The organism is Mycobacterium heidelbergense (genome assembly GCF_050205645.1).
Classification (GTDB): domain Bacteria; phylum Actinomycetota; class Actinomycetes; order Mycobacteriales; family Mycobacteriaceae; genus Mycobacterium; species Mycobacterium heidelbergense_A.
Window position 1 is genome coordinate 38,970 of the sequence record NZ_JBNMQT010000013.1, and the last position, 25,842, is coordinate 64,811.

Annotated in this window: 26 protein-coding genes and 1 pseudogene; 11 read left to right on the top strand and 16 right to left on the bottom strand. The window is 66.0% G+C overall.

Annotation, left to right across the window (positions count from 1 at the left end; genetic code table 11):
* Positions 1 to 62: 62 nt before the first annotated feature.
* From ACQI5H_RS16200 to ACQI5H_RS16215, 4 genes are read left to right on the top strand one after another with little or no spacing between them, the layout of a single operon-like run.
* On the top strand, positions 63 to 1,058 hold the full coding sequence (locus tag ACQI5H_RS16200; protein ID WP_427080357.1) for a Zn-ribbon domain-containing OB-fold protein: 996 nt from the start codon (positions 63 to 65) through the stop codon (positions 1,056 to 1,058).
* 14 nt (positions 1,059 to 1,072) lie between these two features.
* Complete coding sequence (locus ACQI5H_RS16205) at positions 1,073 to 2,137, top strand: thiolase domain-containing protein (protein WP_427080358.1); 1,065 nt, start codon at positions 1,073 to 1,075, stop codon at positions 2,135 to 2,137.
* Positions 2,137 to 3,324 (top strand): thiolase domain-containing protein, encoded by a 1,188-nt coding sequence (locus ACQI5H_RS16210; RefSeq protein WP_427080359.1) that lies wholly within the window; start codon positions 2,137 to 2,139, stop codon positions 3,322 to 3,324. Before ACQI5H_RS16205 ends, ACQI5H_RS16210 begins: the two co-directional genes overlap by 1 nt.
* A gap of 2 nt (positions 3,325 to 3,326) precedes the next feature.
* A complete protein-coding gene (locus ACQI5H_RS16215; RefSeq protein ID WP_427080360.1) occupies positions 3,327 to 3,752 on the top strand; it encodes a nuclear transport factor 2 family protein in 426 nt (141 codons plus the stop codon).
* Here ACQI5H_RS16215 and ACQI5H_RS16220 read toward each other — a convergent pair.
* Complete coding sequence (locus ACQI5H_RS16220) at positions 3,749 to 4,273, bottom strand: gamma carbonic anhydrase family protein (RefSeq protein ID WP_427080361.1); 525 nt, start codon at positions 4,271 to 4,273, stop codon at positions 3,749 to 3,751. The two genes, ACQI5H_RS16215 and ACQI5H_RS16220, sit on opposite strands and share 4 nt — an antisense overlap.
* Positions 4,274 to 4,383: 110 nt before the next feature.
* Here ACQI5H_RS16220 and ACQI5H_RS16225 point away from each other — a divergent pair, with 110 nt between their 5' ends.
* Both ACQI5H_RS16225 and ACQI5H_RS16230 read left to right on the top strand, forming a co-directional pair.
* Positions 4,384 to 5,553: a Rieske 2Fe-2S domain-containing protein gene (locus ACQI5H_RS16225; protein ID WP_427080362.1), complete on the top strand. Its 1,170-nt coding sequence runs from the start codon at positions 4,384 to 4,386 to the stop codon at positions 5,551 to 5,553.
* A gap of 4 nt (positions 5,554 to 5,557) precedes the next feature.
* Positions 5,558 to 6,010, top strand: a complete 453-nt coding sequence (locus ACQI5H_RS16230) for a hypothetical protein (protein ID WP_427080363.1) — start codon at positions 5,558 to 5,560, stop codon at positions 6,008 to 6,010.
* A gap of 2 nt (positions 6,011 to 6,012) precedes the next feature.
* Here ACQI5H_RS16230 and ACQI5H_RS16235 read toward each other — a convergent pair whose 3' ends face one another.
* Positions 6,013 to 6,585, bottom strand: coding sequence for a TetR family transcriptional regulator (locus tag ACQI5H_RS16235; RefSeq protein ID WP_427080364.1), 573 nt, complete (start codon positions 6,583 to 6,585; stop codon positions 6,013 to 6,015).
* Positions 6,586 to 6,694: 109 nt separating this feature from the next.
* On the opposite strand from ACQI5H_RS16235, the gene ACQI5H_RS16240 reads away from it, so the two are divergent.
* The gene (locus tag ACQI5H_RS16240) at positions 6,695 to 6,985 is read left to right on the top strand and encodes a hypothetical protein (RefSeq protein ID WP_427080365.1); all 291 of its coding nucleotides are present in this window, start codon (positions 6,695 to 6,697) and stop codon (positions 6,983 to 6,985) included.
* On the opposite strand, the gene ACQI5H_RS16245 is transcribed toward ACQI5H_RS16240, so the two are convergent.
* The 7 genes from ACQI5H_RS16245 to ACQI5H_RS16275 form a co-directional block, all read right to left on the bottom strand.
* Complete coding sequence (locus ACQI5H_RS16245) at positions 6,986 to 8,131, bottom strand: sulfotransferase family protein (protein WP_427080366.1); 1,146 nt, start codon at positions 8,129 to 8,131, stop codon at positions 6,986 to 6,988. It lies immediately after the preceding gene.
* Positions 8,131 to 8,913 carry an SDR family oxidoreductase gene (locus ACQI5H_RS16250; protein ID WP_427080443.1) on the bottom strand — a complete coding sequence of 261 codons (783 nt, stop codon included), beginning with the start codon at positions 8,911 to 8,913 and terminating at the stop codon, positions 8,131 to 8,133. Before ACQI5H_RS16250 ends, ACQI5H_RS16245 begins: the two co-directional genes overlap by 1 nt.
* A gap of 2 nt (positions 8,914 to 8,915) precedes the next feature.
* Positions 8,916 to 10,043: a hypothetical protein gene (locus ACQI5H_RS16255; RefSeq protein WP_427080367.1), complete on the bottom strand. Its 1,128-nt coding sequence runs from the start codon at positions 10,041 to 10,043 to the stop codon at positions 8,916 to 8,918.
* 88 nt (positions 10,044 to 10,131) lie between these two features.
* Entirely contained in the window at positions 10,132 to 10,437 is a 306-nt protein-coding gene (locus ACQI5H_RS16260; RefSeq protein ID WP_427080368.1) for a hypothetical protein, read from the bottom strand.
* Positions 10,438 to 10,470: 33 nt separating this feature from the next.
* A complete protein-coding gene (dmpG, locus tag ACQI5H_RS16265; RefSeq protein ID WP_427080369.1) occupies positions 10,471 to 11,511 on the bottom strand; it encodes a 4-hydroxy-2-oxovalerate aldolase in 1,041 nt (346 codons plus the stop codon).
* On the bottom strand, positions 11,508 to 12,422 hold the full coding sequence (locus ACQI5H_RS16270; protein ID WP_427080370.1) for an acetaldehyde dehydrogenase (acetylating): 915 nt from the start codon (positions 12,420 to 12,422) through the stop codon (positions 11,508 to 11,510). Before ACQI5H_RS16270 ends, dmpG begins: the two co-directional genes overlap by 4 nt.
* A gap of 44 nt (positions 12,423 to 12,466) precedes the next feature.
* Complete coding sequence (locus ACQI5H_RS16275; RefSeq protein WP_427080371.1) at positions 12,467 to 13,252, bottom strand: 2-keto-4-pentenoate hydratase; 786 nt, start codon at positions 13,250 to 13,252, stop codon at positions 12,467 to 12,469.
* A gap of 72 nt (positions 13,253 to 13,324) precedes the next feature.
* Here ACQI5H_RS16275 and kstD point away from each other — a divergent pair, with 72 nt between their 5' ends.
* The 4 genes from kstD to ACQI5H_RS16295 all read left to right on the top strand — a co-directional run bounded on the left by kstD (position 13,325) and on the right by ACQI5H_RS16295 (position 18,824).
* Positions 13,325 to 15,019: a 3-oxosteroid 1-dehydrogenase gene (gene kstD, locus ACQI5H_RS16280; RefSeq protein WP_427080372.1), complete on the top strand. Its 1,695-nt coding sequence runs from the start codon at positions 13,325 to 13,327 to the stop codon at positions 15,017 to 15,019.
* A 1-nt stretch (position 15,020) separates the two neighbouring features.
* The gene (locus tag ACQI5H_RS16285; RefSeq protein WP_427080373.1) at positions 15,021 to 15,881 is read left to right on the top strand and encodes a MaoC/PaaZ C-terminal domain-containing protein; all 861 of its coding nucleotides are present in this window, start codon (positions 15,021 to 15,023) and stop codon (positions 15,879 to 15,881) included.
* Positions 15,882 to 15,962: 81 nt separating this feature from the next.
* Complete coding sequence (locus ACQI5H_RS16290) at positions 15,963 to 17,717, top strand: patatin-like phospholipase family protein (protein WP_427080374.1); 1,755 nt, start codon at positions 15,963 to 15,965, stop codon at positions 17,715 to 17,717.
* Between the two features lie 159 nt (positions 17,718 to 17,876).
* Complete coding sequence (locus ACQI5H_RS16295; RefSeq protein ID WP_427080375.1) at positions 17,877 to 18,824, top strand: FHA domain-containing protein; 948 nt, start codon at positions 17,877 to 17,879, stop codon at positions 18,822 to 18,824.
* A 65-nt stretch (positions 18,825 to 18,889) separates the two neighbouring features.
* Here the strand turns inward: ACQI5H_RS16295 and ACQI5H_RS16300 are convergent.
* From ACQI5H_RS16300 to ACQI5H_RS16330, 7 genes and pseudogenes are all read right to left on the bottom strand, one after another.
* Positions 18,890 to 19,734, bottom strand: a pseudogene (locus tag ACQI5H_RS16300) (DUF559 domain-containing protein).
* 130 nt (positions 19,735 to 19,864) lie between these two features.
* Positions 19,865 to 21,034, bottom strand: coding sequence for a lipid-transfer protein (locus tag ACQI5H_RS16305; protein ID WP_427080376.1), 1,170 nt, complete (start codon positions 21,032 to 21,034; stop codon positions 19,865 to 19,867).
* The gene (locus ACQI5H_RS16310) at positions 21,034 to 21,435 is read right to left on the bottom strand and encodes a MaoC family dehydratase (RefSeq protein ID WP_427080377.1); all 402 of its coding nucleotides are present in this window, start codon (positions 21,433 to 21,435) and stop codon (positions 21,034 to 21,036) included. Before ACQI5H_RS16310 ends, ACQI5H_RS16305 begins: the two co-directional genes overlap by 1 nt.
* Positions 21,432 to 22,394 (bottom strand): bifunctional MaoC family dehydratase N-terminal/OB-fold nucleic acid binding domain-containing protein, encoded by a 963-nt coding sequence (locus ACQI5H_RS16315; RefSeq protein WP_427080378.1) that lies wholly within the window; start codon positions 22,392 to 22,394, stop codon positions 21,432 to 21,434. The genes ACQI5H_RS16310 and ACQI5H_RS16315 overlap by 4 nt, the downstream gene beginning before the upstream one ends.
* On the bottom strand, positions 22,391 to 23,554 hold the full coding sequence (fadE29, locus tag ACQI5H_RS16320) for an acyl-CoA dehydrogenase FadE29 (protein ID WP_427080379.1): 1,164 nt from the start codon (positions 23,552 to 23,554) through the stop codon (positions 22,391 to 22,393). Before fadE29 ends, ACQI5H_RS16315 begins: the two co-directional genes overlap by 4 nt.
* The gene (locus tag ACQI5H_RS16325; RefSeq protein ID WP_427080380.1) at positions 23,539 to 24,558 is read right to left on the bottom strand and encodes an acyl-CoA dehydrogenase family protein; all 1,020 of its coding nucleotides are present in this window, start codon (positions 24,556 to 24,558) and stop codon (positions 23,539 to 23,541) included. The genes fadE29 and ACQI5H_RS16325 overlap by 16 nt, the downstream gene beginning before the upstream one ends.
* Complete coding sequence (locus ACQI5H_RS16330; RefSeq protein WP_427080381.1) at positions 24,558 to 25,811, bottom strand: cytochrome P450; 1,254 nt, start codon at positions 25,809 to 25,811, stop codon at positions 24,558 to 24,560. Before ACQI5H_RS16330 ends, ACQI5H_RS16325 begins: the two co-directional genes overlap by 1 nt.
* Between the last annotated feature and the right edge of the window lie 31 nt (positions 25,812 to 25,842).

The following is a 25,842-nucleotide window of genomic DNA, read 5'->3' on the forward strand; positions in this document are numbered from 1 at the left end:
CGTTCGCCCTTCCAGCCGACCCGATGTTGAAACCATTCTTAGAACCTGTTCTACTCGAAGGCGTGACACCCAGTTCGAGCGGCCCGACCCTGATCGATCACCCTGAGCCACCACTCTCCGCGCCACTGACGTTGTCCTTCGACTACACCCGTTCGGTCGGCCCCACGCTGAGCAAGTTCTTCACAGCACTGCGTGAGCGCCGCATCCTCGGGGTGCGCGGATCCGATGGCCGGGTACACGTACCGCCGGCGGAATATGACCCGGTTACCTATGAGCCGCTGGGCGAGATGGTACCGGTGTCGGCGGTCGGCACCGTCGTGTCCTGGACCTGGCAGCCCGAGCCGCTCGAAGGCCAGCCGCTGGACCGGCCGTTCGCGTGGGCGCTGATCAAGCTCGACGGTGCCGACGTCCCGCTGCTCCACGCTGTGGATGCCGGCGAACCCGAGGCCATCCAGCGCGGCGCCCGGGTGCACGTGCACTGGGCCGACGAGCCCGTAGGTGCGATCACCGACATCGCGTACTTCGCCTTGGGCGGGGAAGCCGAGCCGGTGCCGGAGCAAACCGAGGGCGACCGGGAACCGGTCAACGTGATCGTCACGCCCATCGAGATGACGATCCAGCACACCGCCTCGCACGAGGAAAGCGCGTACCTGCGCGCCATCGCCGAGGGCAAGCTGCTGGGCGCGAAGACCGGCAAGAACGGGAAGGTCTATTTCCCGCCGCACGGCGCCGACCCCGCCACCGGCCAGCCCACCACCGAGTTCGTCGAGCTGCCCGACAAGGGCACGGTGACGACGTTCGCGATCATCAACATCCCGTTCAAGGGCCAGCGCATCAAACCGCCCTATGTGGCGGCCTACGTGCTGCTCGACGGCGCCGACATCCCCTTCCTGCATCTGGTCGCCGATATCGATGCGCACGAGGTGCGGATGGGCATGCGCGTCGAGGCGGTGTGGAAACCTCGCGAGGAGTGGGGTTTTGGCATCGACAACATCGAGTTCTTCCGGCCGACGGGCGAACCCGACGCCGAGTACGACACCTACAAGCACCACCTGTAAAGGGCTTACCTGCAATGAGCGCTCGCAACGTTGCGGTCGTCGGCTTTGCCCACGCCCCGCATGTCCGCCGCACCGACGGCACCACCAACGGCGTCGAGATGTTGATGCCGTGCTTCGCCGAGCTCTACGAAGACCTCGGCATCACCAAGGCCGACATCGGCTTCTGGTGTTCGGGTTCTTCGGATTACCTTGCCGGACGGGCGTTTTCGTTCATCTCGGCGATCGACTCGATCGGCGCGGTTCCGCCGATCAACGAATCGCACGTGGAGATGGACGCCGCGTGGGCCCTCTACGAGGCCTACATCAAAATCCTGACGGGCGAGGTCGACACCGCGTTGGTGTACGGCTTCGGCAAGTCCTCGGCCGGAACCCTGCGCCGTGTCCTGTCGCGGCAGACCGACCCCTACACCGTCGCGCCGCTCTGGCCGGACTCGGTGTCGATCGCGGGGCTACAGGCCCGCATCGGGCTCGACGCCGAGAAGTGGAGTTTCGAGCAGATGGCGCGCGTCGCCCTGGATTCCTTCGCGCAGGCCAAACGGGTGGACTCCGTCGAGTCCGCGATCACCATCGACGATTTGCTCGACCGGCCGTTCTTCGCCGACCCGCTGCGGCGCCACGACATCGCACCGATCACCGACGGTGCCGCGGCGATCGTGCTCGCGGCCGACGATCGTGCCCGTGAACTGCGCGAAAACCCCGCCTGGATCACGGGAATCGAACATCGCATCGAGACGCCGGTGCTGGGCGCACGCGACCTGACCGAGTCGCTCTCGACGACGGCCGCGACCAAGGCGGCCACCGGCGGGAACATCCGCAACCTCGACGTCGCCGAAATCCATGCGCCCTTCACCCATCAGCACTTGATCATCGCGGAGGCGATCCGGATTCCGGGGGCGACGAAGGTCAACCCGTCCGGCGGGACGCTGTCGGCCAACCCGATGTTCGTCGCCGGTCTCGAGCGCATCGGATTTGCGGCCCAACATATCTGGGATGGATCGGCCGAGCGTGTGTTGGCGCATGCCACCAGCGGGCCGGCGCTGCAACAGAACCTGGTCGCGGTCATGGAAGGGAAGAACTGATGGCCGGTGCGGGAGCGGTCCTCGCCGCGGTACTGGGTACCGGGCAGACCAAGTATGTCGCGAAGCGGCAAGACGTTTCGATGAACGGCCTGGTGCGCGAAGCCATCGACCGGGCGCTGGCCGACTCGGGGTCCACCTTCGATGACATCGACGCCGTCGTGGTCGGCAAGGCGCCCGACTTCTTCGAGGGCGTCATGATGCCGGAGCTGTTCATGGCCGACGCCATGGGAGCCACCGGCAAGCCACTGATCCGGGTGCACACCGCGGGCTCGGTGGGTGGGTCCACCGGTGTGGTGGCCGCCAGCCTGGTCCAGTCGGGGAAATACCGGCGCGTGCTGGCGATGGCCTGGGAAAAGCAGTCGGAATCAAATGCCATGTGGGCGTTGTCGATTCCTATCCCGTTCATCAAGCCGGTCGGCGCCGGCGCGGGTGGCTATTTCGCACCGCACGTCCGTTCGTACATCCGCCGCTCGGGCGCTCCGTTGAACATCGGCGCCATGGTCGCGGTGAAGGACCGGCTCAACGGGGCCCGCAACCCGCTGGCGCACCTGCACCAGCCCGACATCACCCTGGAGAAGGTGATGGAGTCCCCCATGCTGTGGGACCCGATCCGCTACGACGAGACGTGCCCATCGTCCGATGGCGCGGCCGCGGTCGTCATCGGCAATGAGGAGATCGCCGATGCTCGTCTGGCGCAAGGACATCCGGTGGCGTGGATCCACGCGACGGCGCTGCGCACCGAGCCGCTGCAGTTCTCCGGACGCGATCAGGTCAGCCCGCAGGCGGGCCGCGACGCGGCCGCCGCGCTGTGGAAGGCGGCCGGCATCACCAGCCCCATCGACGAGATCGATGCCGCCGAGATCTACGTGCCGTTCTCGTGGTTCGAGCCGATGTGGTTGGAAAACCTCGGGTTTGCGCCCGAGGGCGAAGGCTGGAAGCTCACCGAGGCCGGTGAAACGCGGATCGGCGGGCGGCTCCCGGTGAACCCGTCGGGCGGCGTGCTGTCGTCGAACCCGATCGGTGCGTCCGGCCTGATTCGCTTTGCCGAGGCGGCGATCCAGGTGATGGGCAAGGGCGGGGATCACCAGGTGCCCAACGCGCGAAAGGCGTTGGGGCACGCATACGGCGGCGGCTCGCAGTACTACTCGATGTGGGTGGTCGGCGCCGACAAGCCCGAAAGGGGTTGACAATGACCGAGACTCAGGAAAAGACCAAGAACCCCGCGCACGAGGCCGGGCGCCGCTCCCGCGAGGCGGTCATCGCCAGGGACAAAGACGCGTGGCTGGCGGTGTTCGCCGACGACGCCATCGTCGAGGACCCCATCGGGCCGTCGCCCTTCGACCCGGAGGGCAAGGGGCACCGGGGCCGCGACGCGATCTCGGCGTTCTGGGACAAGGCGATCGCCCCCACCACCAAGATCGAGTTCGTCTTCCGCGACACCTACCAGTGCGGCAACGAGGAAGCCAACGTCGGGCACATCCTGATCACCACGGGCGACTACCAGACCACCGCGGAGGGCGTGTTCACCTACAAGGCCGACGACGAGGGCAAGATGCTCGCCCTGCGCGCGTACTGGGAGATGGATCGCGCGATCGCCAACACCAAGAAGGTCTAGATCGGCTCGAGGCCGGCGATATGCCGCTGCGCCAGGTCGCGATAGGCCTGCGGGTTGAGGTTGACCCACATTTCCGCGCCGGTTCCGGCGATCGGTCCCTTCACCTGGGCCGGTGATCCGACGGCGAGCATCCCGGCAGGAATCTGGGTGCCGGCCAGCACCAGCGACCCGGCCGCGATTAGGCTGCGCGCGCCGATCACCGCGCCGTCGAGCACGGTGGCGTGGTTGGCGATCAGCGCCTCGGATCCGACGTGAGCCCCATGGATGCAGCACAGATGCGCCACCGTCGCGCCGGGACCGATGTCCACCGGGATGCCCGGCGGCGCGTGCAGTATCGACCCGTCCTGCACGTTGGCGCCCTCGCGTACGACGATGGGCCCGTAGTCGCCGCGCAGCACGGCGTTGAACCACACCGATGCGCCCGCCTCGACCGTGACGTCGCCGATCAGGGTGGCCGTCGGGGCCACGAACGCGGTGGGATCGATCCGAGGCGAGCGACCCTCGAAAGAAAACAGCGGCATCGTTTACATATACCGCAGCGCGAATATCACGTGGCCAGACCCACCGTCATTGCGCATGGCGACCGTAAAACTGTAACGTGTTCTAGTTAGAGACCCACTGGAGGTGACTGGTGACTACCGACACCAAGGCGGTCGGCATCCGGGAAATCGATCCCGGCGCCTTGCCGAGTAGATACGCCCGGGGCTGGCACTGCCTGGGCGTCGCGAAGGACTTCCTGGACGGGAAACCGCACGCGGTGCAGGCCTTCGGCACCAAGCTGGTGGTTTTCGCCGACTCTCACGGTGACCTGAAGATCCTGGACGGCTACTGCCGCCACATGGGTGGTGACCTGTCGGAGGGCACCATCAAGGGCGACGAGGTCGCCTGCCCGTTCCACGACTGGCGTTGGGGTGGCGACGGCCGTTGCAAGCTCGTCCCGTACGCCAAGCGCACGCCGAAAACGGCGCGCACGCGCTCCTGGACGACCGACGTGCGCAGCGGCCTGCTGTTCGTCTGGCACGACCACGAGGGCAATCCGCCGGATCCGGCGGTGCGGGTTCCCGAGCTCCCCGAGGCCGCCAGCGACGAATGGACCGACTGGCGGTGGAACAGCGTCCTGATCGAGGGCTCCAACTGCCGCGACATCATCGACAACGTCACCGACATGGCGCACTTCTTCTACATCCATTTCGGACTGCCGACGTACTTCAAGAACGTCTTCGAGGGCCACATCGCCTCGCAGTACCTGCACAACGTGGGCCGCCCGGACGTCGACGACCTGGGGACCTCGTACGGGGAGGCGCACCTGGATTCGGAGGCGTCCTACTTCGGGCCGTCGTTCATGATCAACTGGCTGCACAACAAATACGGCGACTACAAGGCCGAGTCGATCCTGATCAACTGCCACTACCCGGTCACGCAGAATTCGTTCGTCCTGCAGTGGGGCGTCATCGTCGAAAAGCCCAAGGGCATGGACGAAAAGATGACCGACAAGCTGTCGCGGGTGTTCACCGAGGGCGTCAGCAAGGGCTTCATGCAGGACGTGGAGATCTGGAAGCACAAGACCAGGATCGACAACCCGCTGCTGGTCGAGGAGGACGGCGCCGTCTATCAGCTGCGCCGCTGGTACGAGCAGTTCTATGTTGACGTCGCCGACATCAAGCCGGAAATGGTGGAGCGCTTCGAGATCGAGGTGGACACCACACGCGCCAACGAGTACTGGAACGCCGAGGTCGAAGAGAACCTGAAGGCGCGGGATTCCGAGCCCGCAACCGAAGAGGTACCCGCCGAACAACACTAGGCCCATGTCCGAAGATCAGCCCGCGGTCCCCGACGTCGACCGACTCGCGCGTTCGATGTTATTGCTGCACGGCGATCATCACGACCACGACGAGCGCGAGAGCCGGACCGGCCGGGGCGGTGGATCCTGGTCGAAGTCAAGAGATTTCGCCAACGATCCGCAGCGCGCCGCCGCGGTCGCCGACGCCACACGCGCGGACCGCGATCGCTACCTCACCTCGGGGCTGCTGCCGGTGGATTGCCGGTTCTGTCACGTCACCGTCACCGTCAGGCGCCTGGGTCCGGGCCACACCGCGGTGCAATGGAACACCGAGGCGTCGCAGCGCTGCGCGCACTTCGCCGAGGTGCGCGAGTCCGGCGGCGATACCGCACGCACCCGGTCCTGCCCGAAGTTGAGCGACAGCATCGAGCACGCAGTAGCGGAGGGCTATCTGGATTCGGTTGCCGACGACCACTGAGGTCAATCGCCTTGGGGCAGTTTGGTGATCGCTTCGAAGGCCTCGAGGAACACCGCCGCGATGTCGTCGTCACGGGCGCTGGCCATCGGCTTCTTCTGCAATAGGACACGCTGCACGCCGATGCCCAGGAGCAAAGCCGTCACCATGTCCGCGCGAATCCGGGCGTGGTCGGCGGTTATCCGCTTGGACAGGTTGCGGGTGAGGCCGTGCTCGAGTTGTGAGTTCAGTCGGGTCACCACCGCCGGGTCTCCGCTGGACCGCAGCAGGGCGAACAGCGGGGCTTCGACGTCCCGTCGCGCCCCGAGGACCCGGGCAATCATTTGTCTGCCCACGGTGTCGTCGGCGGCGTTCCGGATTTCGTCGGTGTCTTCCGAGACGTCGGTGGCTTCCGCGAAAAGCCGTTGCTTCGAGCCGAAATAGCGGCGAACCAGGGTGACGTCGACACCGGCTTTCGCCGCCACCTCACGCAGGCCGACGGCGTCGTACCCCTGTCCGAGGAACAGCTCTCGCGCCGCTGCCAGCAGTCGGCCTCTGGTCGCACCGGCGTCGCGGCGCCGCGTCGCTGCACTGTCCATGCCGCTCCTTTCAGTTATGTCTACAACTGTAGACATAACGGCGGCGTTGCACTAGCGTAGTAGGTTTGTCTACGAGTGTAGACATACAAGTTACTCGAAGGAGGTCCTCATGACCGGAGTCATGCTGGTCAAGCAGCGAGTAGCAAGCGTCGATCGGTGGAACGACGTGTTTCGCGACCCGGAGCTGGACGCGACTCGGCGCCGGCATGGGCTGGTGGTAACCGGGACATACGTCGACGGCGACGATCCGAACACCGTGCTCGTCGTCATGGACATGGAAAACATCGGCGCCGCACGACAATTCGCGGCCTCGGCCGAGCTCGCCGAGGCACGGGAGCGGGCGGGCGCCATCGGCTCGCCCGATGGAGTGTGGTTGGGGGCGCAGCGGATTGACGGCTGACTACAGCCCGGCGAAGCGCTCCTTGACCGCGTCGACGGTGAGCCCGTAATCGGCCAGCGAATACGTGTGTTTGGGCGCGCGGGCGCCGGACTGGCTTTCGGCATGGCTTTTTTCCATGGCGGCCCGCGCCTCGTCGGTCAGCGTCAGCCCGAAGTGCCGGTAGATGTCGGCGACCGTACCCAAGGGATCGGCGATCAATTCCCGGTATTCGACGTCGTAGAACTGCGCCGGATCGTATTTGGCGCGTGCGGTGTTGAACCGCTCCAACCCGCGCGACCAGGTTTCCATTGAGTCGGCACCGATTTGGGCGCCGACGTACTTCGTCGACCAGCCCTCCGCGGTGTGCTGGGCCAGCGAGCACATCGAGGCCATGATCGTCTCGACCGGTCGATGAGTCTGGATCACCAGCGCATCGGGGTAGGTCTTCATCAAGGCGTCCAGCGCGAAGAGATGACTGGGGTTCTTCAGCACCCAACGCTTGTCGGCGTCGTTGAGCCCGATCAATTGCAGGTTCTTGCGGTGCCGACGATACGATGGCGTCCAGTCCTGCTCCGACAACCACTTTGAGTAGCTCGGCAGGTGCGCAAGCGTTTCGTAGGACGCCGAATGCACCGACTGCCGCAGCAGCTGCCAGCATTCCTCCAGCTCGTATGCGGCCATGAAGTGCAGGCCGGTGTAACCGGGGTTCTCCGCGTGGTGCCGAGTGAATTGGTCGTCCAAGCGGCGGTACAGCGGGTGGGAGTCCCAGGTTTCCCGGGGCGGGCGCGGCTGCGGGAATTCCGCCAGCCACATGTGCAGGCCCTGGTGCGCGGGGTCGGCTCCGAGCAGCCGGTGCAGCGCCGTCGTGCCGGTGCGCACCAGCCCGGTGACGAAGATCGGCCGTTCGATCGCGACGTTGACGTGCTCGGGATATTGCTTCCAGGATGATTCGGACAGCAGCCGGGCCACCAGCGCACCGCGCAGGAAGAACCGATTCATCTTGCTGCCCAACACAGTTAGGTCCGCCTCGCGCCGGTAGGAGTCCAGCAGCACCTCCAGCGCTTTGAGGTAGTTGTCGTCGTTGGTGCCGAAGTCATCGAGCCCGGTCAGCTTGGTGGCCGATGCGTGCAGTTCGTCGACGGTACCGACATCAGTGCGCTCGGTCATCAGGTGTGGTACTCCCCGCAGTTGACGTCCAGCGTCTGCCCGGTGATGCCGCTGGACAGGTCGCTGGCCAGGAACAGGATCGCCGAAGCCACCTCGTCCTCGGTGGGCAGCCGCTTGAGGTCGGAGTTCGCGGCTGTCGCCTGGTAGATCTGGTCCGCCGTGGTGCCGTACTTGCCGGCCTGGTGGTCGAAGTAGGCCTGCAGTGTCTCGCCCCAGATGTAACCGGGCGCAACGGAATTGACGCGAATCCCCTTCTCACCGAGCTCGGTGGCAAGCGACTGCGACATCGCCAGCAAGGCTGACTTGGCCATTTTGTAGGCGCCGTATTTCGCCTGTGAGTGCCGCAGCACCATGGAGTTGACGTTCACGATCGATCCGCTCGACTTTTCCAGCGCCGGGGTGAAAGCCTGGATAAGCCGCAGTGCGCCCAGCGCGCTGAGCTCGATCGCGTCCCGAATGTGCTGAAACGACGTGCCGGCCAACGGTTTCATCGACGGCACCCGGAACGCGTTGTTGATCAGCACGTCGACCTTGCCGTAGGCCGCCGTGGTGTTCTCGACGAGGTAGGCGACCTCCTCGTCGTTGGTGATGTCGGCGCGCACCGCCACCGCCTTGTGCCCCAAGTCGTTGATCTCCTTGGCGACGGCCTCGAGCCGGTCCAGGGAGCGGGCCGCCAGCACCAGATCGGCACCGTCACGCGAGCATCGGTGCGCCAGCGTGGTGCCGAGGCCCGGCCCGACGCCGCTGATGACCACGACCTTTCGCTTGAGCATTCCTGACATCGTCACCCCAGCATCCTGGCCGCAATTTGGCTTTGGCGCAACGCGATTCGCTCGCGCCACTGTTCCTCGGAGATCTTGTTGTGCTCGAAATACGGCAGCGCGCCCGGTACGGCGTCGAAGTCGACTACCTCGACGGTGGGCCCGTCGGCGTCCGTGAGCTCGCGCGATACCCGCTGCCAGCGGAACTGCACGTAGCCGCGCCGATGGCCGAGCGTTTCCACCCAGTTGGTCACGCCCGGGTTCTGATCGGCGACGACGATGCGGACCTTGCCGTCCGGATCCGCCTGAGCCTGGGTGTTATTCAGCGAGGTCTGGTGGTTGATGTAGTCCAGCGAGATGTACCACAGGCTGCCCAGCTGGAAGCCCAGGTACGGGGCGTCGGAGACCGGGATCGTGATTACCATCGCTTGGTCGGGCCGCAGATCGAAATGCCCGGCCGACGAGTACTGGGTCGAAAGGCCGCCGGGGGTCAGCCGGGGCGCGACCATTGTGTTGACCGGGATGTTGAGGTAGAACCACTCCGGGAACTGCAACCAGGTCTTGATCCGGTTCACCAGCTGCTTTCCCGCTGTGGCGTAACGCTTTTCGATCGTCTGACGGGTCAACGGCGGCGGCGCTGTGCCCGCGGTGTCCAGTCGGGAAATGGTAAGCGTGCCGCGCTGCGCCGCCCAGTCGCCGTACACCTCGCGAATCACCAACTGCCCGTTGCTGGTCGGGCGCACCCGCCACTCGAAGCTGCCGTCCGCGGCGATCTCGAGTTCACGGTCGTCGAACGCGGCCTGGCTGGCGGGCACGTTGTCGTCGGTGTACTCGCCGCCGAGCAGCTGGAAGCTCAGGTCGGTGGTGGTGCCACGCCGGCCCGTGACCACGTAGTCGTGGTCGGCGTGCACCCGCGTGCCGAAGTAGAGGGTGTCGGGATTGTCGAGGCCCATCTTGGTGAAGGGGCCGGTGCCCGACAGCAGGAAGGGGTGGTCACGCTCGTAGTCGAAAGCCAGGTGCTCACACGCGGCTATGCCGCCGGCCAGGTATTGCAGTCCTTCGAGCAGGTCGGCTTCGGTCTCGATGAACGGCGCCGCGGCGACCAACTCTTCGGCCTCGGCGATGGCGTCAGTTAGGGGTTTAGAGAACACGCCTAGACGCTAGAACGTGTTCTACTTTTTCGTCAATGGCGAACATTCCCGCGCGTCGTCGACGGCGCGCGGCGACGACTGCCGATCACTAGGGCACGCACTGCTGGGACAGGTCGATCAGATGCTGCCGCACGTCCGGATGCCGATTGAGGTAGTCGAGGACGGTGCCATTGCCGCCCTCCGCCCGCGACTTGGATTCCAGCTGCTGGTGGAGGTCGGGATGCCGCTGCAGGTACGAGTCGATCGAATTACCCACGGTCTGATTGCACGGAGGATCCGCGTTGGCCACCGGCAGTGCGACCACCGCCGACGCGGCAGCAGCCAGCAGTCCCCCGGCGAGCGTGCCGCAGATTCCGCGGCGAGAACGGCTCGCTGTCTTGGATGTCACGGTCATGAGCGCCAGGCTACTCGCGCACGATTAGCTACGTCAGTGCGTTACGGCCGCACCGCGATCCTGCTCGCGCTTGATTTCCAGCGCGATGTCGATGAGTTGGTCTTCCTGGCCGCCGATGAGCTTGCGCTGACCGGCCCGGTGCAACAGCGCGGCCGCGGGCACCCCGTAGCGTTCGGCCTGGCGCACCGCGTGCTTGAGGAAGCTCGAGTACACCCCGGAGTAGCCCATGATCAGCGCGTTGCGGTCGAGCAGACACTCGGCAGGCATCGCGGGCCGCACCACGTCCTCGGCGGCGTCGGCGATGTCGAAGAAGTCGATGCCGGTCTTGACGCCGATCTTGTCGAACACCCCGATGAGGGCCTCGACGGGGGCATTGCCCGCGCCCGCCCCGAAACGGCGCACGCTGCCGTCGATCTGCTTGGCGCCGGCCCGGACGGCCTCCACCGAGTTGGCCACCCCCAGGCCCAGGTTTTCGTGGCCGTGGAAGCCGACCTGAGCGTCGTCGCCGAGTTCGGCGACCAGCGCGGCCACCCGGTCGCGCACCCCTTCGAGGACCAGCGCCCCGGCCGAATCGACCACGTAGACGCACTGGCATCCGGCGTCGGCCATGATGCGGGCCTGCGCGGCCAGCTTCTCCGGCGGGATGGTGTGGGACATCATCAGGAATCCGACGGTCTCCAGGCCCAGCTCGCGGGCCAGCCCGAAGTGCTGGATCGACACGTCGGCTTCGGTGCAGTGGGTGGCGATACGGCAGATCGACCCGCCGTTGTCCTGCGCTTCCTTGATGTCGTCTTTGGTGCCCACCCCGGGCAGCATCAAGAACGCGATCCTGGCCTCTTTGGCGGTCTCGGCCGCGAGCTTGATCAGCTCCTGCTCCGGCGTCTTGGAGAACCCGTAGTTGAAGCTCGAGCCGCCCAGCCCGTCGCCGTGCGTCACCTCGATGACCGGAACGCCGGCCGCATCCAGGGCGGCCACGATGGCGTGGACCTCGTCCTTGGTGAACTGATGGCGTTTGTGGTGCGACCCGTCGCGCAGCGAAGTGTCCGTGATCCGGACGTCCCAAATGCCGGTCATCGTGTACCTCCCGCAACGGAAAGCGTTTCCTTGGCGATCTCCTCGCCGACCTTGGTGGCCGCCGCGGTCATGATGTCGAGGTTTCCCGCATACGGGGGCAGGTAATCGCCCGCCCCCTCGACCTCGATGAATGTGGTGACCAGCGCCCGGCCGCCGGAGTTCATCGACGGCTCGTCGAACTGCGGCTCGTTGAGCAGCCGGTAGCCCGGCACATAGGTCTGCACCTCGGCCACCACGTCGTGGATGGACTTGGCGATCGCGTCGCGGTCGCCGTCCTCGGGGATGGCGCAGAAGATGGTGTCGCGCATGATCATCGGCGGGTCGGCCGGGTTGAGGATGATGATCGCCTTGCCGCGCTCGGCCCCGCCGATGGTTTCCACGCCCTTGCTGGTGGTCTTGGTGAACTCGTCGATGTTCGCGCGGGTTCCCGGCCCGGCCGACACCGATGCCACCGACGCGACGATCTCGGCGTACGGCACGCCGACCACCCGAGACACGGCGTACACGATCGGGATGGTCGCCTGCCCACCGCAGGTGATCATGTTGACGTTGGGCGCATCCAGATGTTCGCGCAGGTTGGCCGGCGGGATCACCGCGGGGCCCACGGCGGCGGGCGTCAGGTCGATGGCCCGGATCCCCGCGGCCGCGTACTTCGGGGCGGCATCCCTATGGACGTAGGCGCTCGTCGCCTCGAATACCAGGTCGGGCTTCTCGGACTGCGCCAGCAGCCAGTCAACGCCTTCGTGGGTGGTCTCCAGACCCAGCTTGCGGGCCCGGGCCAGGCCCTCGCTTTCCGGGTCGATCCCCACCATCCAGCGCGGTTCCAGCCAGTCCGATCTCAGCAGCTTGTAGAGCAGATCCGTGCTGATATTTCCCGACCCGACGATGGCCACGCTTGCCTTAGACGGCATGTCGACGCTCCTGGTATTTGGACTAGTTCAAAAGTAATTCGAGACTATTCAAAGGACAACCGGACCGAACCCAGGCCCGTGAAGTCCGCAACGAACTCGTCTCCGGCGCGTGCGTCGATCGCGCGGGTGCACGATCCGGGTAACACGATGTCACCTTTTCGCAGCCGGACGCCGAAGCTTTCCACCTTGCGGGACAACCATGCGACCGCGGTGACCGGGTTACCGAGCACGGCGTCGCTGCGGCCCTCCGCGATCACCTCGCCGTTGCGGGTCAGCACCGCGTCGATCGTCTTGACGTCGACATCGCCCGGCGCCACCCGGGCCTGCCCCAGCACGAAGCCCGCCGACGAGGCGTTGTCGGCGATGGTGTCGCACAGCGCGATCCTCCAGTCGGTGATCCTGGTGTCGATCAGTTCGATCGATGGAGCCAGGGCTTCGGTGGCCGCAAGCACGTCGTCCTCGGTGCAACCGGCCCCCGGGAGGTCGGCGCCCAGGATGAAAGCGACTTCGACCTCCACCCGCGGCAACAGATAGCGGCCCGCCTTGACCGGGGTGTCCTCGAACACCTGCATCTCGTCGAGCAGATGCCCGTAGTCCGGCTCGTCGACACCCATCATCTGCTGCATCGCCTTCGACGAGAGCCCGACTTTGTGGCCCAAGACCCGGGCCCCCTCGGCGACGCGCTGCCGGATATTGATCAGTTGGATCTCATAAGCGTCGACGACGTCGATGTCCGGGTAGGCCGCGGTCAGCGGAGCGATCGCCTCACGGCTTCGCTCGGCCTGCGCCAGGTCGGCTGCCAGCTCGTCGCGCGTGGCAACACTGAGCATTTACCGAAGTCCCCTCGTCCGTGTGACCGGGCCAGTAGCGCCCGACCCGGGCAATTCTATAACGTGTTCTACATGACAGCGCAGGAGTACGACGTCGTCGTGGTCGGGAGCGGCGGAGCCGGCATGGTTGCTGCCCTCGCCGCCGCGCACCGCGGCCTTTCGACAGTAGTCATCGAAAAGGCCCCCCACTTCGGCGGCTCCACCGCGCGGTCGGGGGGTGGGGTCTGGATTCCGAACAACGAGGTGCTGCGGCGCGACGGCGTCAAAGACACGCCCGACGCCGCCCGCACCTACTTGCACGGCATCATCGGCGACTCGTCGGTCAGCAAGGTCGAGCCCGAACGCATCGACGCCTACCTGGAACGCGGGCCCGAGATGCTGTCGTTCGTGCTCAAGCACACGCCGCTGAAGATGTGCTGGGTGCCGCGCTACTCCGACTACTACCCCGAGGAGCCGGGTGGCCGCGCCGGAGGGCGTTCGATCGAGCCGAAGCCGTTCAACGCCCGCAAGCTCGGCGCCGACGAGTCCGGGCTGGAGCCCGCCTATGGCAAGGTGCCGCTGAATGTGGTTGTGATGCAACAGGACTACGTACGGCTGAATCAGCTGAAGCGACACCCGCGGGGGGTGCTGCGCAGCCTGAAGGTCGGCGCGCGCACGATGTGGGCCAAGGCGACCGGAAAAAATCTGGTCGGTATGGGGCGGGCCCTGATCGGACCGCTGCGGATCGGTCTGCAACGTGCCGGCGTCCCGGTCCTGCTCAACACCGCTCTCACCGACCTGTACGTCGAGGACGGGGTGGTGCGCGGGGTGTACGTCCGCGACACCCGCGCATCGGAATCAGCTGAGCCCCAGCTGATCCGGGCCCGACGCGGCGTGATATTGGCAAGCGGCGGATTCGAGCACAACGAACAGATGCGGGTGAAATACCAGCGCGCGCCGATCACCACCGAATGGACCGTCGGCGCCAAGGCCAATACCGGCGACGGCATCATCGCCGGTGAAAAGCTCGGTGCCGCCCTGGATCTCATGGAAGACGCGTGGTGGGGGCCGACCGTGCCGCTGGTCGGTGCGCCGTGGTTCGCCCTGTCGGAGCGCAATTCGCCGGGATCGATCATCGTCAACATGTCCGGCAAACGGTTCATGAACGAATCGATGCCGTATGTCGAAGCCTGCCATCACATGTACGGCGGGGAATTTGGCCAGGGGCCGGGGCCGGGCGAGAACATCCCGGCGTGGCTGGTGTTCGACCAGCGATACCGCGACCGCTACATCTTCGCGGGTTTGCAGCCCGGGCAACGCATTCCGCGCAAGTGGCTGGAATCCGGCGTGATCATCCAGGCCGCCACACTGGAGGAGCTGGCTTCCAAGGCCGGATTGCCCATGACCGACTTCACTGCGACGGTAGAGCGGTTCAACGACTTTGCGCGGTCAGGGGTTGACGAGGACTACCACCGCGGCGAAAGCGCCTACGACCAGTACTACGGCGACCCGACCAACAAGCCGAATCCCAATCTCGGCGAGATCAATCAAGCGCCGTACTACGCCGCCAAGATGGTGCCAGGGGACCTCGGCACCAAGGGCGGCATCCGCACCGACGTCCACGGCCGTGCCCTGCGCGATGACGGGACGATCATCGAAGGCCTTTACGCCGCAGGCAATGTCAGTGCCCCGGTGATGGGGCACACCTATCCCGGCCCTGGCGGCACGATCGGACCGGCGATGACCTTCGGATACCTGGCGGCGCTGCACATTGCTGGAGAGAACTGATATGCCGATTGACGTGGACGTCGCGCTGGCGGCGGAGCTGGACCCGATCGAATTCTCTTGGGTCAGCAGCGATATCCAGCTCTACCACCTCGGGCTGGGTGCCGGCGCCGACCCGATGGATGCCCGCGAGCTTCGTTACCTGATCGACGACACGCCGCAGGTGCTACCGACGTTCGGCAACGTGGCCGCGACTTTTCACGCCACCAAACCGCCGACCGTGAAGTTTCCGGGCATCGACATCGAGCTGGGCAAGGTGCTGCACGCTAGCGAGCGGGTGGAAGTGCCCGGGCCGCTGCCGCCGTCGGGTTCCGCGCGCGCCGTCACGCGGTTCACCGACATCTGGGACAAGGGCAAGGCCGCAGTGATCTGGAGCGAGACGACGGTCAGCGCGCCCGACGGAACCCTGCTGTGGACCCAGAAGCGATCGATCTTCGCCCGCGGCGAGGGCGGATTCGGCGGGGAGCGCGGGCCGTCTTCGGCTGATGCGGCGCCGGACCGCGCCCCCGACCTGGAGGTCGACATGCCGATCCTGCCGCAGCAGGCGCTGCTCTACCGGTTATGCGGCGATCGCAACCCGCTGCACTCGGATCCGGAATTCGCCGCGGCCGCAGGCTTTTCCCGGCCCATCCTGCACGGCCTGTGCACCTACGGCATGACCTGTAAGGCGATCACCGACGCGCTGCTGGACGGCGACGCTGGCGCGGTGGCGGCCTACGGCGCGCGTTTCGCCGGTGTGGCGTTCCCCGGTGAAACGCTCACGGTCGGCATCTGGAAGGAGAACGGCCGATTCCTGGCCAGCGTCGTCGCGCCTTCGCGTGACAACGCCGTCGTATTGAGCGGCGTCGAGCTTCTGCCCGCATAGCGCCTTTGTGCGCGGCGGGTTACCGCTAAACTGCGGAACATGCTTTCCGTCCTTGGGCCGGGACACCAATAGCAGCACGTCATGAGCCCCAAACGGGAGTCACCCGTACCGCGTGCGGTCGATGAGCGAACCGCACTGCGGAGTATTCCGATATTCGCTGAGATCGACGACGAGCAACTCGATCGACTCTCGAGCGCCGTAGCTCGCCAGTACATCCCCGCCAACGAGTGGCTCTTTCGCATGGGAGACCCGCCCGACGCCTTCTATGTCATCGCCTCGGGACGATTCGCGGCGGTCGGTCCGGATGGGCAGGTGTTTCGTGAGATGGCGGCCGGCGAGTCGGTCGGAGACCTGGGCGTCATCACCGGTGCCGCTCGCTCGGCCGGAATACGAGCCCTTCGGGACGGCGTCGTCTGGAAGATCGCCGCCGACACGTTCACCGAGGTGCTCGCGAAGGCTCCGTCACTGCAATATGCGATGTTCCGGGCGATGGCGGGAATGCTTCGCGAGTCGCGATCGGCCAACGTCTCTCGGGGTCGCCGGGTGGTCGGCGTGCTGTCGACAGGCGATATGGCCGCGGCCCCGATCGTCGACACGATCGTGACTCGCCTGGGCCCGCACGGTCAGGCCGCGGTGGTCGCACCACCCGTCGACACGACGGCCGCGGCCAATCACTACGGCGAGCTCGTCGAAGCGTTTAGCGAGACCGTCGATCGGATGGAGCGAAGCAACGATTGGGTCTTGCTGGTGGCCGATCGGGGCTCGGGCGAGAACTGGCGACGATATGTCGTCGCGCAAAGCGACCGACTCGTGGTCCTCGCGGATCAATCCCATCCGCCGGAAGCGCTCGTCCCACCCGTCACGCAAAAGCCGGTCCACCTGCTCACGTGCGACGTGGTGCCGGATCCCAGCTGGTGGGACCTGCTGCAGCCGGTCTCCCATCACCAGGCCGACGACGGCGGAATCGGTGCCCTGGCCCGCAGAATCGCCGGCCGATCGCTGGGTCTGGTGCTGGGCGGTGGTGGCGCTCGGGGGCTCGCGCATTACGGCGTCTTCGAAGAGCTCACCCGGGCGGGCATTGTCATCGACAGGTTCGGCGGAACCAGCGCCGGTGCTCTCGCCGCGGCAACCTTCGCGCTGGGGATCGACGCCCGAGAGGCGACCGCCGCGGCACGAGAGCACATCGCCGAAACCAGGCCAGTCAGCGACTACACGATCCCGGCGATAGCCCTTACCCGAGGTCGGCGTGTCGATCGTCTGATCGAAGGGTTCTTCGGCAGCACCACCATGATCGAGCACCTGCCGAGGGAGTTTTTCTCCGTCTCCACGGACATGATCACGGGCGATCAGATCATCCATCGGCGTGGGCTGCTGTGGGTCGCCGTGCGCGCATCGATTTCGATCCCCGGTCTCCTGCCGCCGGTGCAACACCGCGAGCGGCTCCTGGTCGACGGTGGACTGATTAACATTCTGCCGGCCGACATCATGTGCGCCGACCCGGATGGCGAAGTCATCTGCGTAGATCTGCGGACTACGTACGTGCCGTCGAAGGGCTTTGGTCCGCTGCCGGAAATGCTACGGCCTCCCGCGTTCGTCCGGCGGCTGCTGACCGGCACCGATGCGGCCCTGCCCCCGCTGCAGGAGACGTTGCTTCGCAGCGTTGAACTCGCCGCCCCGAAGGGGAACCTGCGCGAGCTTCCCCGGGTTGCGGCGATCATCGAGCCGGAGGTCTCGGCGATCGGCCCATTGGACTTCAAAAACATCGATGCCGCCCTCGATGCCGGTCGGATCGCAACCCGGGCGGCCCTGGAAGCGCAGCCGGAGCTTGTTCGCTGAGCGTCGGCCCTACTTGTACCATTACCTCTTGCAGCCAACGGCTCTTCAGATGGACGCTTCGTGTGTGCACAAGCTCGTCAAGCCGGGCGGGGCAGAAGACACGGGGTCTCGCTCGCGACACCGCACGCGGCGGTTCCAGCGCGGCTAGGTTGGTAATCGATGCGCTCCGATTGGTGGGACAAGCCACAGGCCCATCTCGACATGCGCATAAACGGCGCCGACGTGAGCGTGCCGATTTTCGATCAACTGTTCGTCGGCCGCCAGTGCGCGGGTATCGACGATCAACGCCGGCTGGTGATCCCCGATCCGAACATCTCGCGTAACCACCTCGAGATCCGCTTGGACGTCAGCACCGACCGGGCTTATCTCATCGACACCAGCACCAACGGGACGTTGCTCAACGGCATGCCGCTGGAGCGCGCCGTGCAGGTCCCTCTCAAGCCCGACGACCGGATCTCGGTGGGCGACGTCGTGCTCACCTTCCGGTCGGACCGGTTCAACGCCGTCGGGGTGACCAACACCAGCCCGACCCTGACGCGGATCGTCGAGGAGACCATGGTGATGGTGGTCGGGGATATCACCAACTACTCGACGATCTCGGAAGTCACCGACAACCAGGTGATCGCCCGCAGCCTGAACTACCTTTGGCACGAGCTCGGCCGCGTCCTGCGCGCCCACCGCGGCACGCTCAACCATTACGCCGGCGATGCGCTGTACGCGGTCTGGGAACTGCGGACGATTCCGGCGGCCAATGAGCTCGCGATCGACTTCGCGCTTGCGGCGAATCGCAGGGTCGAGGAGCTCGGGCCCACGCTCCCGCTGCGCGCGCCGGACGGCTCTCCGATTCGCATGGGTTGGGGCGTGGTGCAGGGCCGGGCCGCGATCGCGGCGATGACAAGGACGGTCACGGCCGTCATCGGCGATGCGACCAACGTGGCGTTCCGGCTGGCCGGCATTGCCGGGCGCGCCGGGTATGCCGACGTGATGGTCAGCGCCGGCGTGCATGCTGCCGTTGAGGCGCAATACGTGTGGGGTCACTCGGAGCAGGTGGAGATCAAGGGCCGGCGCGGGACGGAGACCGTCTTTCCGGTTGTCGGCCGCCGCTAGCTGGGCAGCCTCCTCCCCTTGCGCCGGACGTGCGGCTAGCCGCACGTTGGGCGTCGAATGTGCGGCTAGCCGCACGCTCGCCGGGCCAACGCGTTGCGAACACGGCCAACGATCTCAGCGGGCCGATCTCCAGCCACCACCCGGATGACGATCCACCCGAGTCGCTCGAGTGTTTCCAATCGCCGGACATCCCACGTGTATTGCCGTCGATCGCTGCGGTGTTGCTCGCCGTCGTACTCGACCGCCACCTTGACGTCCTCCCAACCCATGTCCAGATATGCGATCGCACTGCCGAATTCGTCGCGTACCGGAATCTGTGTCTGCGGTCTCTGCAGGCCCGCCTCGATCAAGACGATGCGCAACCAAGACTCTTTGGGCGACTGTGCACCCGGATCGAACAGGTTTACCGCTCGGCGTGCTCGCACGATGCCCCTGCGCCCGGCGTACCTGCGAGCCAGCAGCTCGACATCAGCCGCTTTGATTTCCGTTGCTCTGGCGAGAGCGTCGATCCCCGCCACGGCCGTCATGGTCGGGTACCAACAGCCGAAGTCCAGTGCAGTCCTGACCGGCGAGGTGACCGGCATACCGGCCACGAGCTCGATCTCGTCCTCCTCGATCCGCTCTTGGCGTGCCTGGATCCCCGGTGGACTGCGCCGATTGTCATGAATCAGCTCCAGACCTGCACATCATCGACCCACTTGCTGCCATGCAGAGCGGCCGCGGCGAACCCCGCGACAACGCCTCGGCGCCCGGTCCAGAGCCACCCGGCTTTGGCACGTAGTTGGGCGGTGACATCTACTTCACGCTCCAGGTAGACGCCTGGGAACAATCGGCGAAAGCGCTTCGCCAGTTGGGACTTCGACATCACCCCTGACGCGATGGCCTCGCTGCCCATAAACGGCTCTGTCATGACTCCGCAGCGTCGCATGAGGCGCCGCCGTCGTCACTTCAGCTATACACACTCCGACGAACGTGCGGCTGGCCGCACGTTGGGCGTCGAGTGTGGGGCTGGCCGCACGTTCGGCACGGACAGCGAATACCTAGCCGAGGATGAGGCCCGACGTCGGGACGCCGGTCCCCGCGGTGACCAACACGTGCTCGACGTCGGGAACCGGGTTCACCGAGGTGCCGCGCAACTGCCGCACACCCTCGGCGATGCCGTTCATGCCGTGGATGTAGGCCTCACCGAGTTGGCCGCCATGGGTGTTGATGGGCAGCCGGCCGCCGATCTCGACGGCACCGCCGGCGATGAAGTCCTTCGCTTCACCCTTGCCGCAGAATCCCAACTCCTCCAACTGAATCAGCGTGAACGGCGTGAAGTGGTCGTACAAGACCGCGGTCTGGATATCCGACGGCTTGAGCCCGGACTGCTGCCACAGCTGCCGGCCGACCAGACCCATTTCGGGCAGCCCCAGCTCCGGGCGGTAGTAGCTCACCATCGTGTACTGGTCCGGGCTGGAACCCTGCGACGCCGCCTCGATGACGACCGGCCGCTGCTTGAGGTCCCGCGCGCGCTCAACGGACGTCACCACGATCGCAACCGCGCCGTCGGTTTCCTGGCAGCAGTCCAGCAACCGCAATGGCTCGGCGATCCATCGCGAATTCTGGTGATCCTCAATGGTTATCGGCTTCTCGTAGAAGTAGGCCTTGGGATTGTTGGCCGCGTGCTTGCGGTCGGCCACCGAGATGACACCGAAGTCCCGGCTGGTCGCGCCGGACAGATGCATGTACCGCTGGGCAATCATCGCCACCTGCGCGGCCGGCGTGGAAAGCCCGTGCGGGTAGGAGAAGGAGTTGTCCGCCGTCGTCGAATCGGCTTGGGCGCCAGCATCACCCACCAACCGCGACTGAACCTGGCCGAACCGCATGCCAGAACGCTCGTTGAATGCCCGGTACGCCACCACGACGTCAGCCACGCCGGTCGCGACGGCCATCGCCGCGTGCTGGATGGTCGCGCACGCGGCCCCGCCGCCGTAGTGGACCTTGGAGAAGAACTTCAGCTCGCCGATGCCGACGGCACGCGCGACGGCGATTTCGGTGTTGGTGTCCATCGTGAACGTGGTCAGCCCGTCGACGTCGGCCGGGCTGAGGCCGGCATCGTCGAGGGCGTCCTGCACCGCCTCGGCGGCCAGGCGCAGCTCGCTTCGGCCGGAATCCTTCGAGAAGTCGGTGGCCCCGATGCCGACGATCGCAGCTTTACCCGACAACACTAGGCGTCCCCCATCGTGAGCGTGGCGGTGGCGACGACGTGATCGCCAAGGCTGTTGCTGCCCACCACCTTTACGGTGATCAGGCCGGCGTCCACGGCGGTCACCTCGCCAGAGAACGTGACCGTGTCGTAGGCGTACCACGGGACACCCAGCCGCAGTCCGATGGACTTGATCAGCGCCGACGGGCCAGCCCAGTCGGTGATGTAGCGCTGCACCAGCCCGGTGTCGGTGAGGATGTTGACGAAGATGTCCTTCGAGCCCTTGGCCTGCGCCTTGTCGCGGTCGTGGTGCACGTCCTGGAAGTCGCGGGTGGCCAGGGCCGTCGAGATGATGAACGTCGGATCGCCGTGCAGCTTCAGCTCGGGCAGCTTCGTGCCCACCTCAATCGCCGGAGCACTCATGCTGAATCTCCCACGGGCTCCCAGGCGTATAGGGTCCACTCCGGTCCGGCGTCGCCAGCCGGGAAATCGATATACGTTGCGCGAACGGGCATTCCGATCGCCACCGCGGCCGGGTCGGCGCCGCGCAGTTCGCCGAGCATCCGCACGCCTTCCTCGAGCTCGACGAGCGCGATGACGAACGGCAGCGTGCGGCCGGGCACCTTCGGCGCGTGGTGTACGACGAAACTGAATACCGTGCCCTTACCGCTGGCCACCACGTAGTCGATCGGCTCGGTCTTGTCCTGCCACACCGCGGGCACCGGTGGGTGCTGCAGGCTGCCGTCGGGCCGGCGCTGGATCCGCAGCTCGTGCGCCTTGACGCCCTCCCAGAAGAACGCGGTGTCCCGCGACATCGAGGGGCGCATCATGGTGTCGGGATCGAGGTCCTCAGGCACCGAGCCGGAGGACTCCGTCGACTCGCGCGGCTTGAATTTGAGGATGCGCCAGTTCATCTCGGCGACGTCCTCGTCGCCGACCCGCCAGATGATGTGCTGGTTGACGAAGAAGCCTTCGCCCAGGGCGGTCTGCTTGGGCCCGACCACGTCACCCATCTCGGAGGTGATGCTGACTTCCTCGCCGGGCTGCAGATAGCGGTGATAGGTCTGCTCGCAGTTGGTGGCCACCACGCCGATGTAGCCGTTGTCGTCGAACAGTTGCATGATCGGGCCGAGTGGATCGTCCTTCGGACGTTCTCCGCCCAGGCCGAACATCGTCCAGACCTGAATCATCGCCGGCGGTGCGACAATTCCGGGGTGACCGGCGGCCCGGGCGGCGGCCTCGTCGGTGTAGATCGGGTTGCGGTCGCCCAGCGCCTCCACCCAGTTGTTGATCGTCGGCTGATTCACCGGATCGCGGGCCGCGCGCGGTTTACTGCTGCCGGCGGCCTTGATCTGCGCGACGGCTTCCTGGATGTCGGTCATCTGGGCACCCTCGGCACCTTGAGGCCAGCGGCCGCGATCATCTCACGCATGACTTCGTTGACGCCGCCACCGAAGGTGATCACCAGATTGCGTTTGGTTTGCGAGTCGAGCCAGTTGAGCAGGTCGGCCGTGTCGGAGTCCGCTGGATCGCCGTACTTCCCGACGATCTCCTCGGCCAACCGGCCGATGTACTGAATGCGCTCGGTGCCAAAGACTTTCGTCGACGCGGCGTCGGCCACGTTGATGTCCTCGCCCGCGGCGGCCACCTGCCAGTTGAGCAGCTCGTTGATCCGCCACATCGCGTGGATCTCGCCGAGCGCCCGCTTGACGTCTTGTTGATCGATCGGCGTGACGCCGTCGCCGCCGGGCTTCGACGCCCAGGCGTGCACGCGGTCGTAGATACCGGCGACCCGGCCCGCCGGCCCGAGCATCACCCGCTCGTTGTTGAGCTGGGTGGTGATCAGACGCCATCCGCCGTTCTCCTCGCCGACCAGCATGTCCGCGGGCACGCGCACGTCATTGAAGTACGTGGCGTTGGTGTGGTGGGCGCCGTCGGACAGGATGATCGGCGTCCAAGAGTAGCCGGGATCCTTCGTGTCGACGATGAGGATCGAAATGCCTTTGTGCTTAACGGCTTCGGGGTCGGTGCGGCAGGCCAGCCAGATGTAGTCGGCGTCGTGTGCGCCGGTGGTGAAGATCTTCTGGCCGTTGACGATGTACTCGTCGCCGTGGCGGACGGCGGTGGTGCGCAGGGAAGCCAGGTCGGTTCCCGCCTCGGGCTCGGTGTAGCCGATCGCGAAGTGGACCTCGCCGGCCAGGATTGCGGGCAGGAACTTCTTCTTCTGCATCTCGTTGCCGAATACCTGCAGCGTCGGCCCGACGGTCTGCAGCGTCACCGCCGGCAACGGCACGTCGGCCCGGTGTGCTTCGTTGACGAAGATCTGCTGTTCGATCGGCCCGAAACCGTGGCCGCCGAACTCCTTTGGCCATCCGACACCGAGCATGCGGTCCTGGCCCATCCGCCGGATCACCGCGCGGTAGGCGGCGCCGTGCCGGTCCTTTTCCATCTCCTTCATCTCGTCGGAGGAGATGAGATTCGAAAAGTATTGCCGTATCTCGGCTTGCAGCTGCCGCTGCTCCGGGGTCAGTTCGATGAACATTGCGCTCCCACCAGGTCGAGACGATGAGAAGGCCCGCCCACCAGCCGGGTGAGGTCCTTGATCGTCGAGTAGTAGCGGTGCATCGGGTACGTGATGTCCATTCCCATCCCGCCGTGCAGGTGATGACACGTCTGCATGACCGCTGGCGCCTGCGACGCGATCCAGTACCCGAGCACGTCGAGGTCGTCGTCGGCATCGCGACCCTCGGACAGTCGCCAGACCACCGACTTGGCGGCCAAATCGATGGTGCGCGAGGCGATATAGACCTCAGACAGCTGCGCCGCAACGGTCTGGAAGGTGGACAGCGGCTTGCCGAACTGCTTGCGGTTGGCCACGTAGTCGGCGGTCAGCCGCAGCGCCCCCGCGACCAGCCCGTCGGCGTATGCGCCGATCGCGGCCAACGCCAGCTGATTCACTCGGCGCGCCGTCGCGCCAGCCAGAATGTCGCCGTCGGGAACGGCGACGTCGGCGAACGTGACTGTGTACTCGTCGGAACCGTTCGACGTCGGCGTGCGAACCAGCCGCACCCCATCGGCCTTCGGCGACACCACCACGACGGCGCTGTCGGATGTGACGACGATCCAATCCGCCTGTTCGGCATGGGCCACACCGACTTTGGTGCCAGACAACCGCCCATGCACGAAGGTGGTGGTCGGCCGGTCGGGCAGCGCGGCGCCGGGTTCGTTGAGCGCCGCGGTCAACACACCGCCCTTGGCGACGGCAGCCAGGAACCGGCCCTGCTGTTCGTCGGAGGCCAGGTCGAGCAGCGGCACCACGCCCAGGCCCAGCGTGGCAAGCGCCGGGGTGATGGCGCCATGGCGACCGACTTCGGTGAGTACCGTCGCGACCTCGGGCAGGCCCACGCCGTCACCGCCCAGTCGTTCCGGCACCGGCAACGCCATCACGCCGCCGTCAACCAAAGCGCTCCATGAGATCTCGCGGTCGAGCACCGACGTGACGACATCGGCAACCGCGTTTTGCTCGGCGCTGAGGTCGAAGTCCATCAGTGCTTCACCGGGCACTTGCCGGTGTAGTCGACCTGCCAGCGCTTGATGCCGTTGAGCCAGCCCGACCGCAGCCGCTCGGGCTCCGAGATCGGCTTGAGGTTGGGCATGTGATCGGCCACGGCATTGAAGATCAGGTTGATCGTCAGCTTGGCGAGGTTCGCGCCGATGCAGTAGTGCGCGCCGGTGCCGCCGAAACCGACGTGCGGGTTGGGATCCCGAAGGATGTTGAAGGTATACGGATCGTCGAAGATTTCCTCGTCGAAGTTGGCCGAGCGGTAGAACAGCACCACCCGCTGACCCTTCTTGATCTGCACGCCGGAGAGTTCGTAGTCCTCGAGCGCGGTCCGTTGGAAACACGTGACCGGGGTGGCCCAGCGGACGATCTCGTCGGCGGCGGTCTCCGGGCGCTCCTTCTTGAACAGCTCCCACTGGTCGGGGAAGTCGGCGAAGGCCATCATCCCCTGCGTGATGGAGTTACGCGTGGTCTCGTTGCCGGCCACCGCGAGCATCATGACGAAGAAACCGAACTCGTCGTCGGAGAGCTTTTCACCCTCGATGTCGGCGTTGATCAGCGTGGTGACGATATCGTCGCCGGGATTCTCGGCCTTGACCGCGGCCATCTGCATCGCGTAGTTGAGCACCTCGAATGACGATGCCTTGGGATCGATGTCGGCATACTCGGGATCGTCATTCCCGGTCATCTCATTGGACCAGCGGAAGAGCTTTTCGCGGTCCTCCTGCGGCACCCCGAGCAAGCCGGCGATGGCCTGCAACGGTAGCTCGCAGGACACCTGCTCGACGAAGTCGCCGGAACCGGCGGCCGCCGCGTCCCGGGCGATCTTCTGGGCGCGCTCCCGCAGCTCGTCCTCCAGGCGCCCGACGGCGCGCGGCGTGAAGCCGCGCGAGATGATCTTGCGCAGCCGGGTGTGATGCGGCGCGTCCATGTTGAGCATGACGAACCGTTGCAGCTCGATGTCCTCACGCGCGATGTCGTCGTTGAATCGCGGGATCACGCAGTTCTCGTAGCTGGAGAAGACGTCGCTGCGCCGCGAGATCTCCTTGACGTCGTTGAGCTTGGTGATCGCCCAGAATCCGCCGTCGTTGAACCCGCCGGCTTTGCCCGGGGGCTGTTCGTTCCACCAGATCGGCTCGGTCGCCCGCAGCTCGGCAAACTCCTCGACGGGAATCCGCTCGGTGTAGATGTCCGGGTCGGTGAAATCGAACCCGGGCGGAAGATTGGGGCTGGGCACGCTAATTCTCCTTCACTGCAGTCCTCGATGA

What these genes read in the sequence shown, in the direction of transcription:
- ACQI5H_RS16250 (WP_427080443.1), bottom strand. Translation starts at nt 8,913, where the DNA reads ATGTCAGGAATGCTCAAGCGAAAGGTCGTGGTCATCAGCGGCGTCGGG.
- ACQI5H_RS16325 (WP_427080380.1), bottom strand. Translation starts at nt 24,558, where the DNA reads ATGGACTTCGACCTCAGCGCCGAGCAAAACGCGGTTGCCGATGTCGTC.
- ACQI5H_RS16215 (WP_427080360.1), top strand. Translation starts at nt 3,327, where the DNA reads ATGACCGAGACTCAGGAAAAGACCAAGAACCCCGCGCACGAGGCCGGG.
- ACQI5H_RS16315 (WP_427080378.1), bottom strand. Translation starts at nt 22,394, where the DNA reads ATGACCGACATCCAGGAAGCCGTCGCGCAGATCAAGGCCGCCGGCAGC.
- ACQI5H_RS16270 (WP_427080370.1), bottom strand. Translation starts at nt 12,422, where the DNA reads ATGCCGTCTAAGGCAAGCGTGGCCATCGTCGGGTCGGGAAATATCAGC.
- dmpG (WP_427080369.1), bottom strand. Translation starts at nt 11,511, where the DNA reads ATGACCGGCATTTGGGACGTCCGGATCACGGACACTTCGCTGCGCGAC.
- ACQI5H_RS16235 (WP_427080364.1), bottom strand. Translation starts at nt 6,585, where the DNA reads ATGGACAGTGCAGCGACGCGGCGCCGCGACGCCGGTGCGACCAGAGGC.
- ACQI5H_RS16290 (WP_427080374.1), top strand. Translation starts at nt 15,963, where the DNA reads ATGAGCCCCAAACGGGAGTCACCCGTACCGCGTGCGGTCGATGAGCGA.
- ACQI5H_RS16220 (WP_427080361.1), bottom strand. Translation starts at nt 4,273, where the DNA reads ATGCCGCTGTTTTCTTTCGAGGGTCGCTCGCCTCGGATCGATCCCACC.
- ACQI5H_RS16245 (WP_427080366.1), bottom strand. Translation starts at nt 8,131, where the DNA reads ATGACCGAGCGCACTGATGTCGGTACCGTCGACGAACTGCACGCATCG.
- ACQI5H_RS16210 (WP_427080359.1), top strand. Translation starts at nt 2,137, where the DNA reads ATGGCCGGTGCGGGAGCGGTCCTCGCCGCGGTACTGGGTACCGGGCAG.
- fadE29 (WP_427080379.1), bottom strand. Translation starts at nt 23,554, where the DNA reads ATGTTCATCGAACTGACCCCGGAGCAGCGGCAGCTGCAAGCCGAGATA.
- ACQI5H_RS16310 (WP_427080377.1), bottom strand. Translation starts at nt 21,435, where the DNA reads ATGAGTGCTCCGGCGATTGAGGTGGGCACGAAGCTGCCCGAGCTGAAG.
- ACQI5H_RS16205 (WP_427080358.1), top strand. Translation starts at nt 1,073, where the DNA reads ATGAGCGCTCGCAACGTTGCGGTCGTCGGCTTTGCCCACGCCCCGCAT.
- kstD (WP_427080372.1), top strand. Translation starts at nt 13,325, where the DNA reads ATGACAGCGCAGGAGTACGACGTCGTCGTGGTCGGGAGCGGCGGAGCC.
- ACQI5H_RS16295 (WP_427080375.1), top strand. Translation starts at nt 17,877, where the DNA reads ATGCGCTCCGATTGGTGGGACAAGCCACAGGCCCATCTCGACATGCGC.
- ACQI5H_RS16240 (WP_427080365.1), top strand. Translation starts at nt 6,695, where the DNA reads ATGACCGGAGTCATGCTGGTCAAGCAGCGAGTAGCAAGCGTCGATCGG.
- ACQI5H_RS16230 (WP_427080363.1), top strand. Translation starts at nt 5,558, where the DNA reads ATGTCCGAAGATCAGCCCGCGGTCCCCGACGTCGACCGACTCGCGCGT.
- ACQI5H_RS16260 (WP_427080368.1), bottom strand. Translation starts at nt 10,437, where the DNA reads ATGACCGTGACATCCAAGACAGCGAGCCGTTCTCGCCGCGGAATCTGC.
- ACQI5H_RS16275 (WP_427080371.1), bottom strand. Translation starts at nt 13,252, where the DNA reads ATGCTCAGTGTTGCCACGCGCGACGAGCTGGCAGCCGACCTGGCGCAG.
- ACQI5H_RS16285 (WP_427080373.1), top strand. Translation starts at nt 15,021, where the DNA reads ATGCCGATTGACGTGGACGTCGCGCTGGCGGCGGAGCTGGACCCGATC.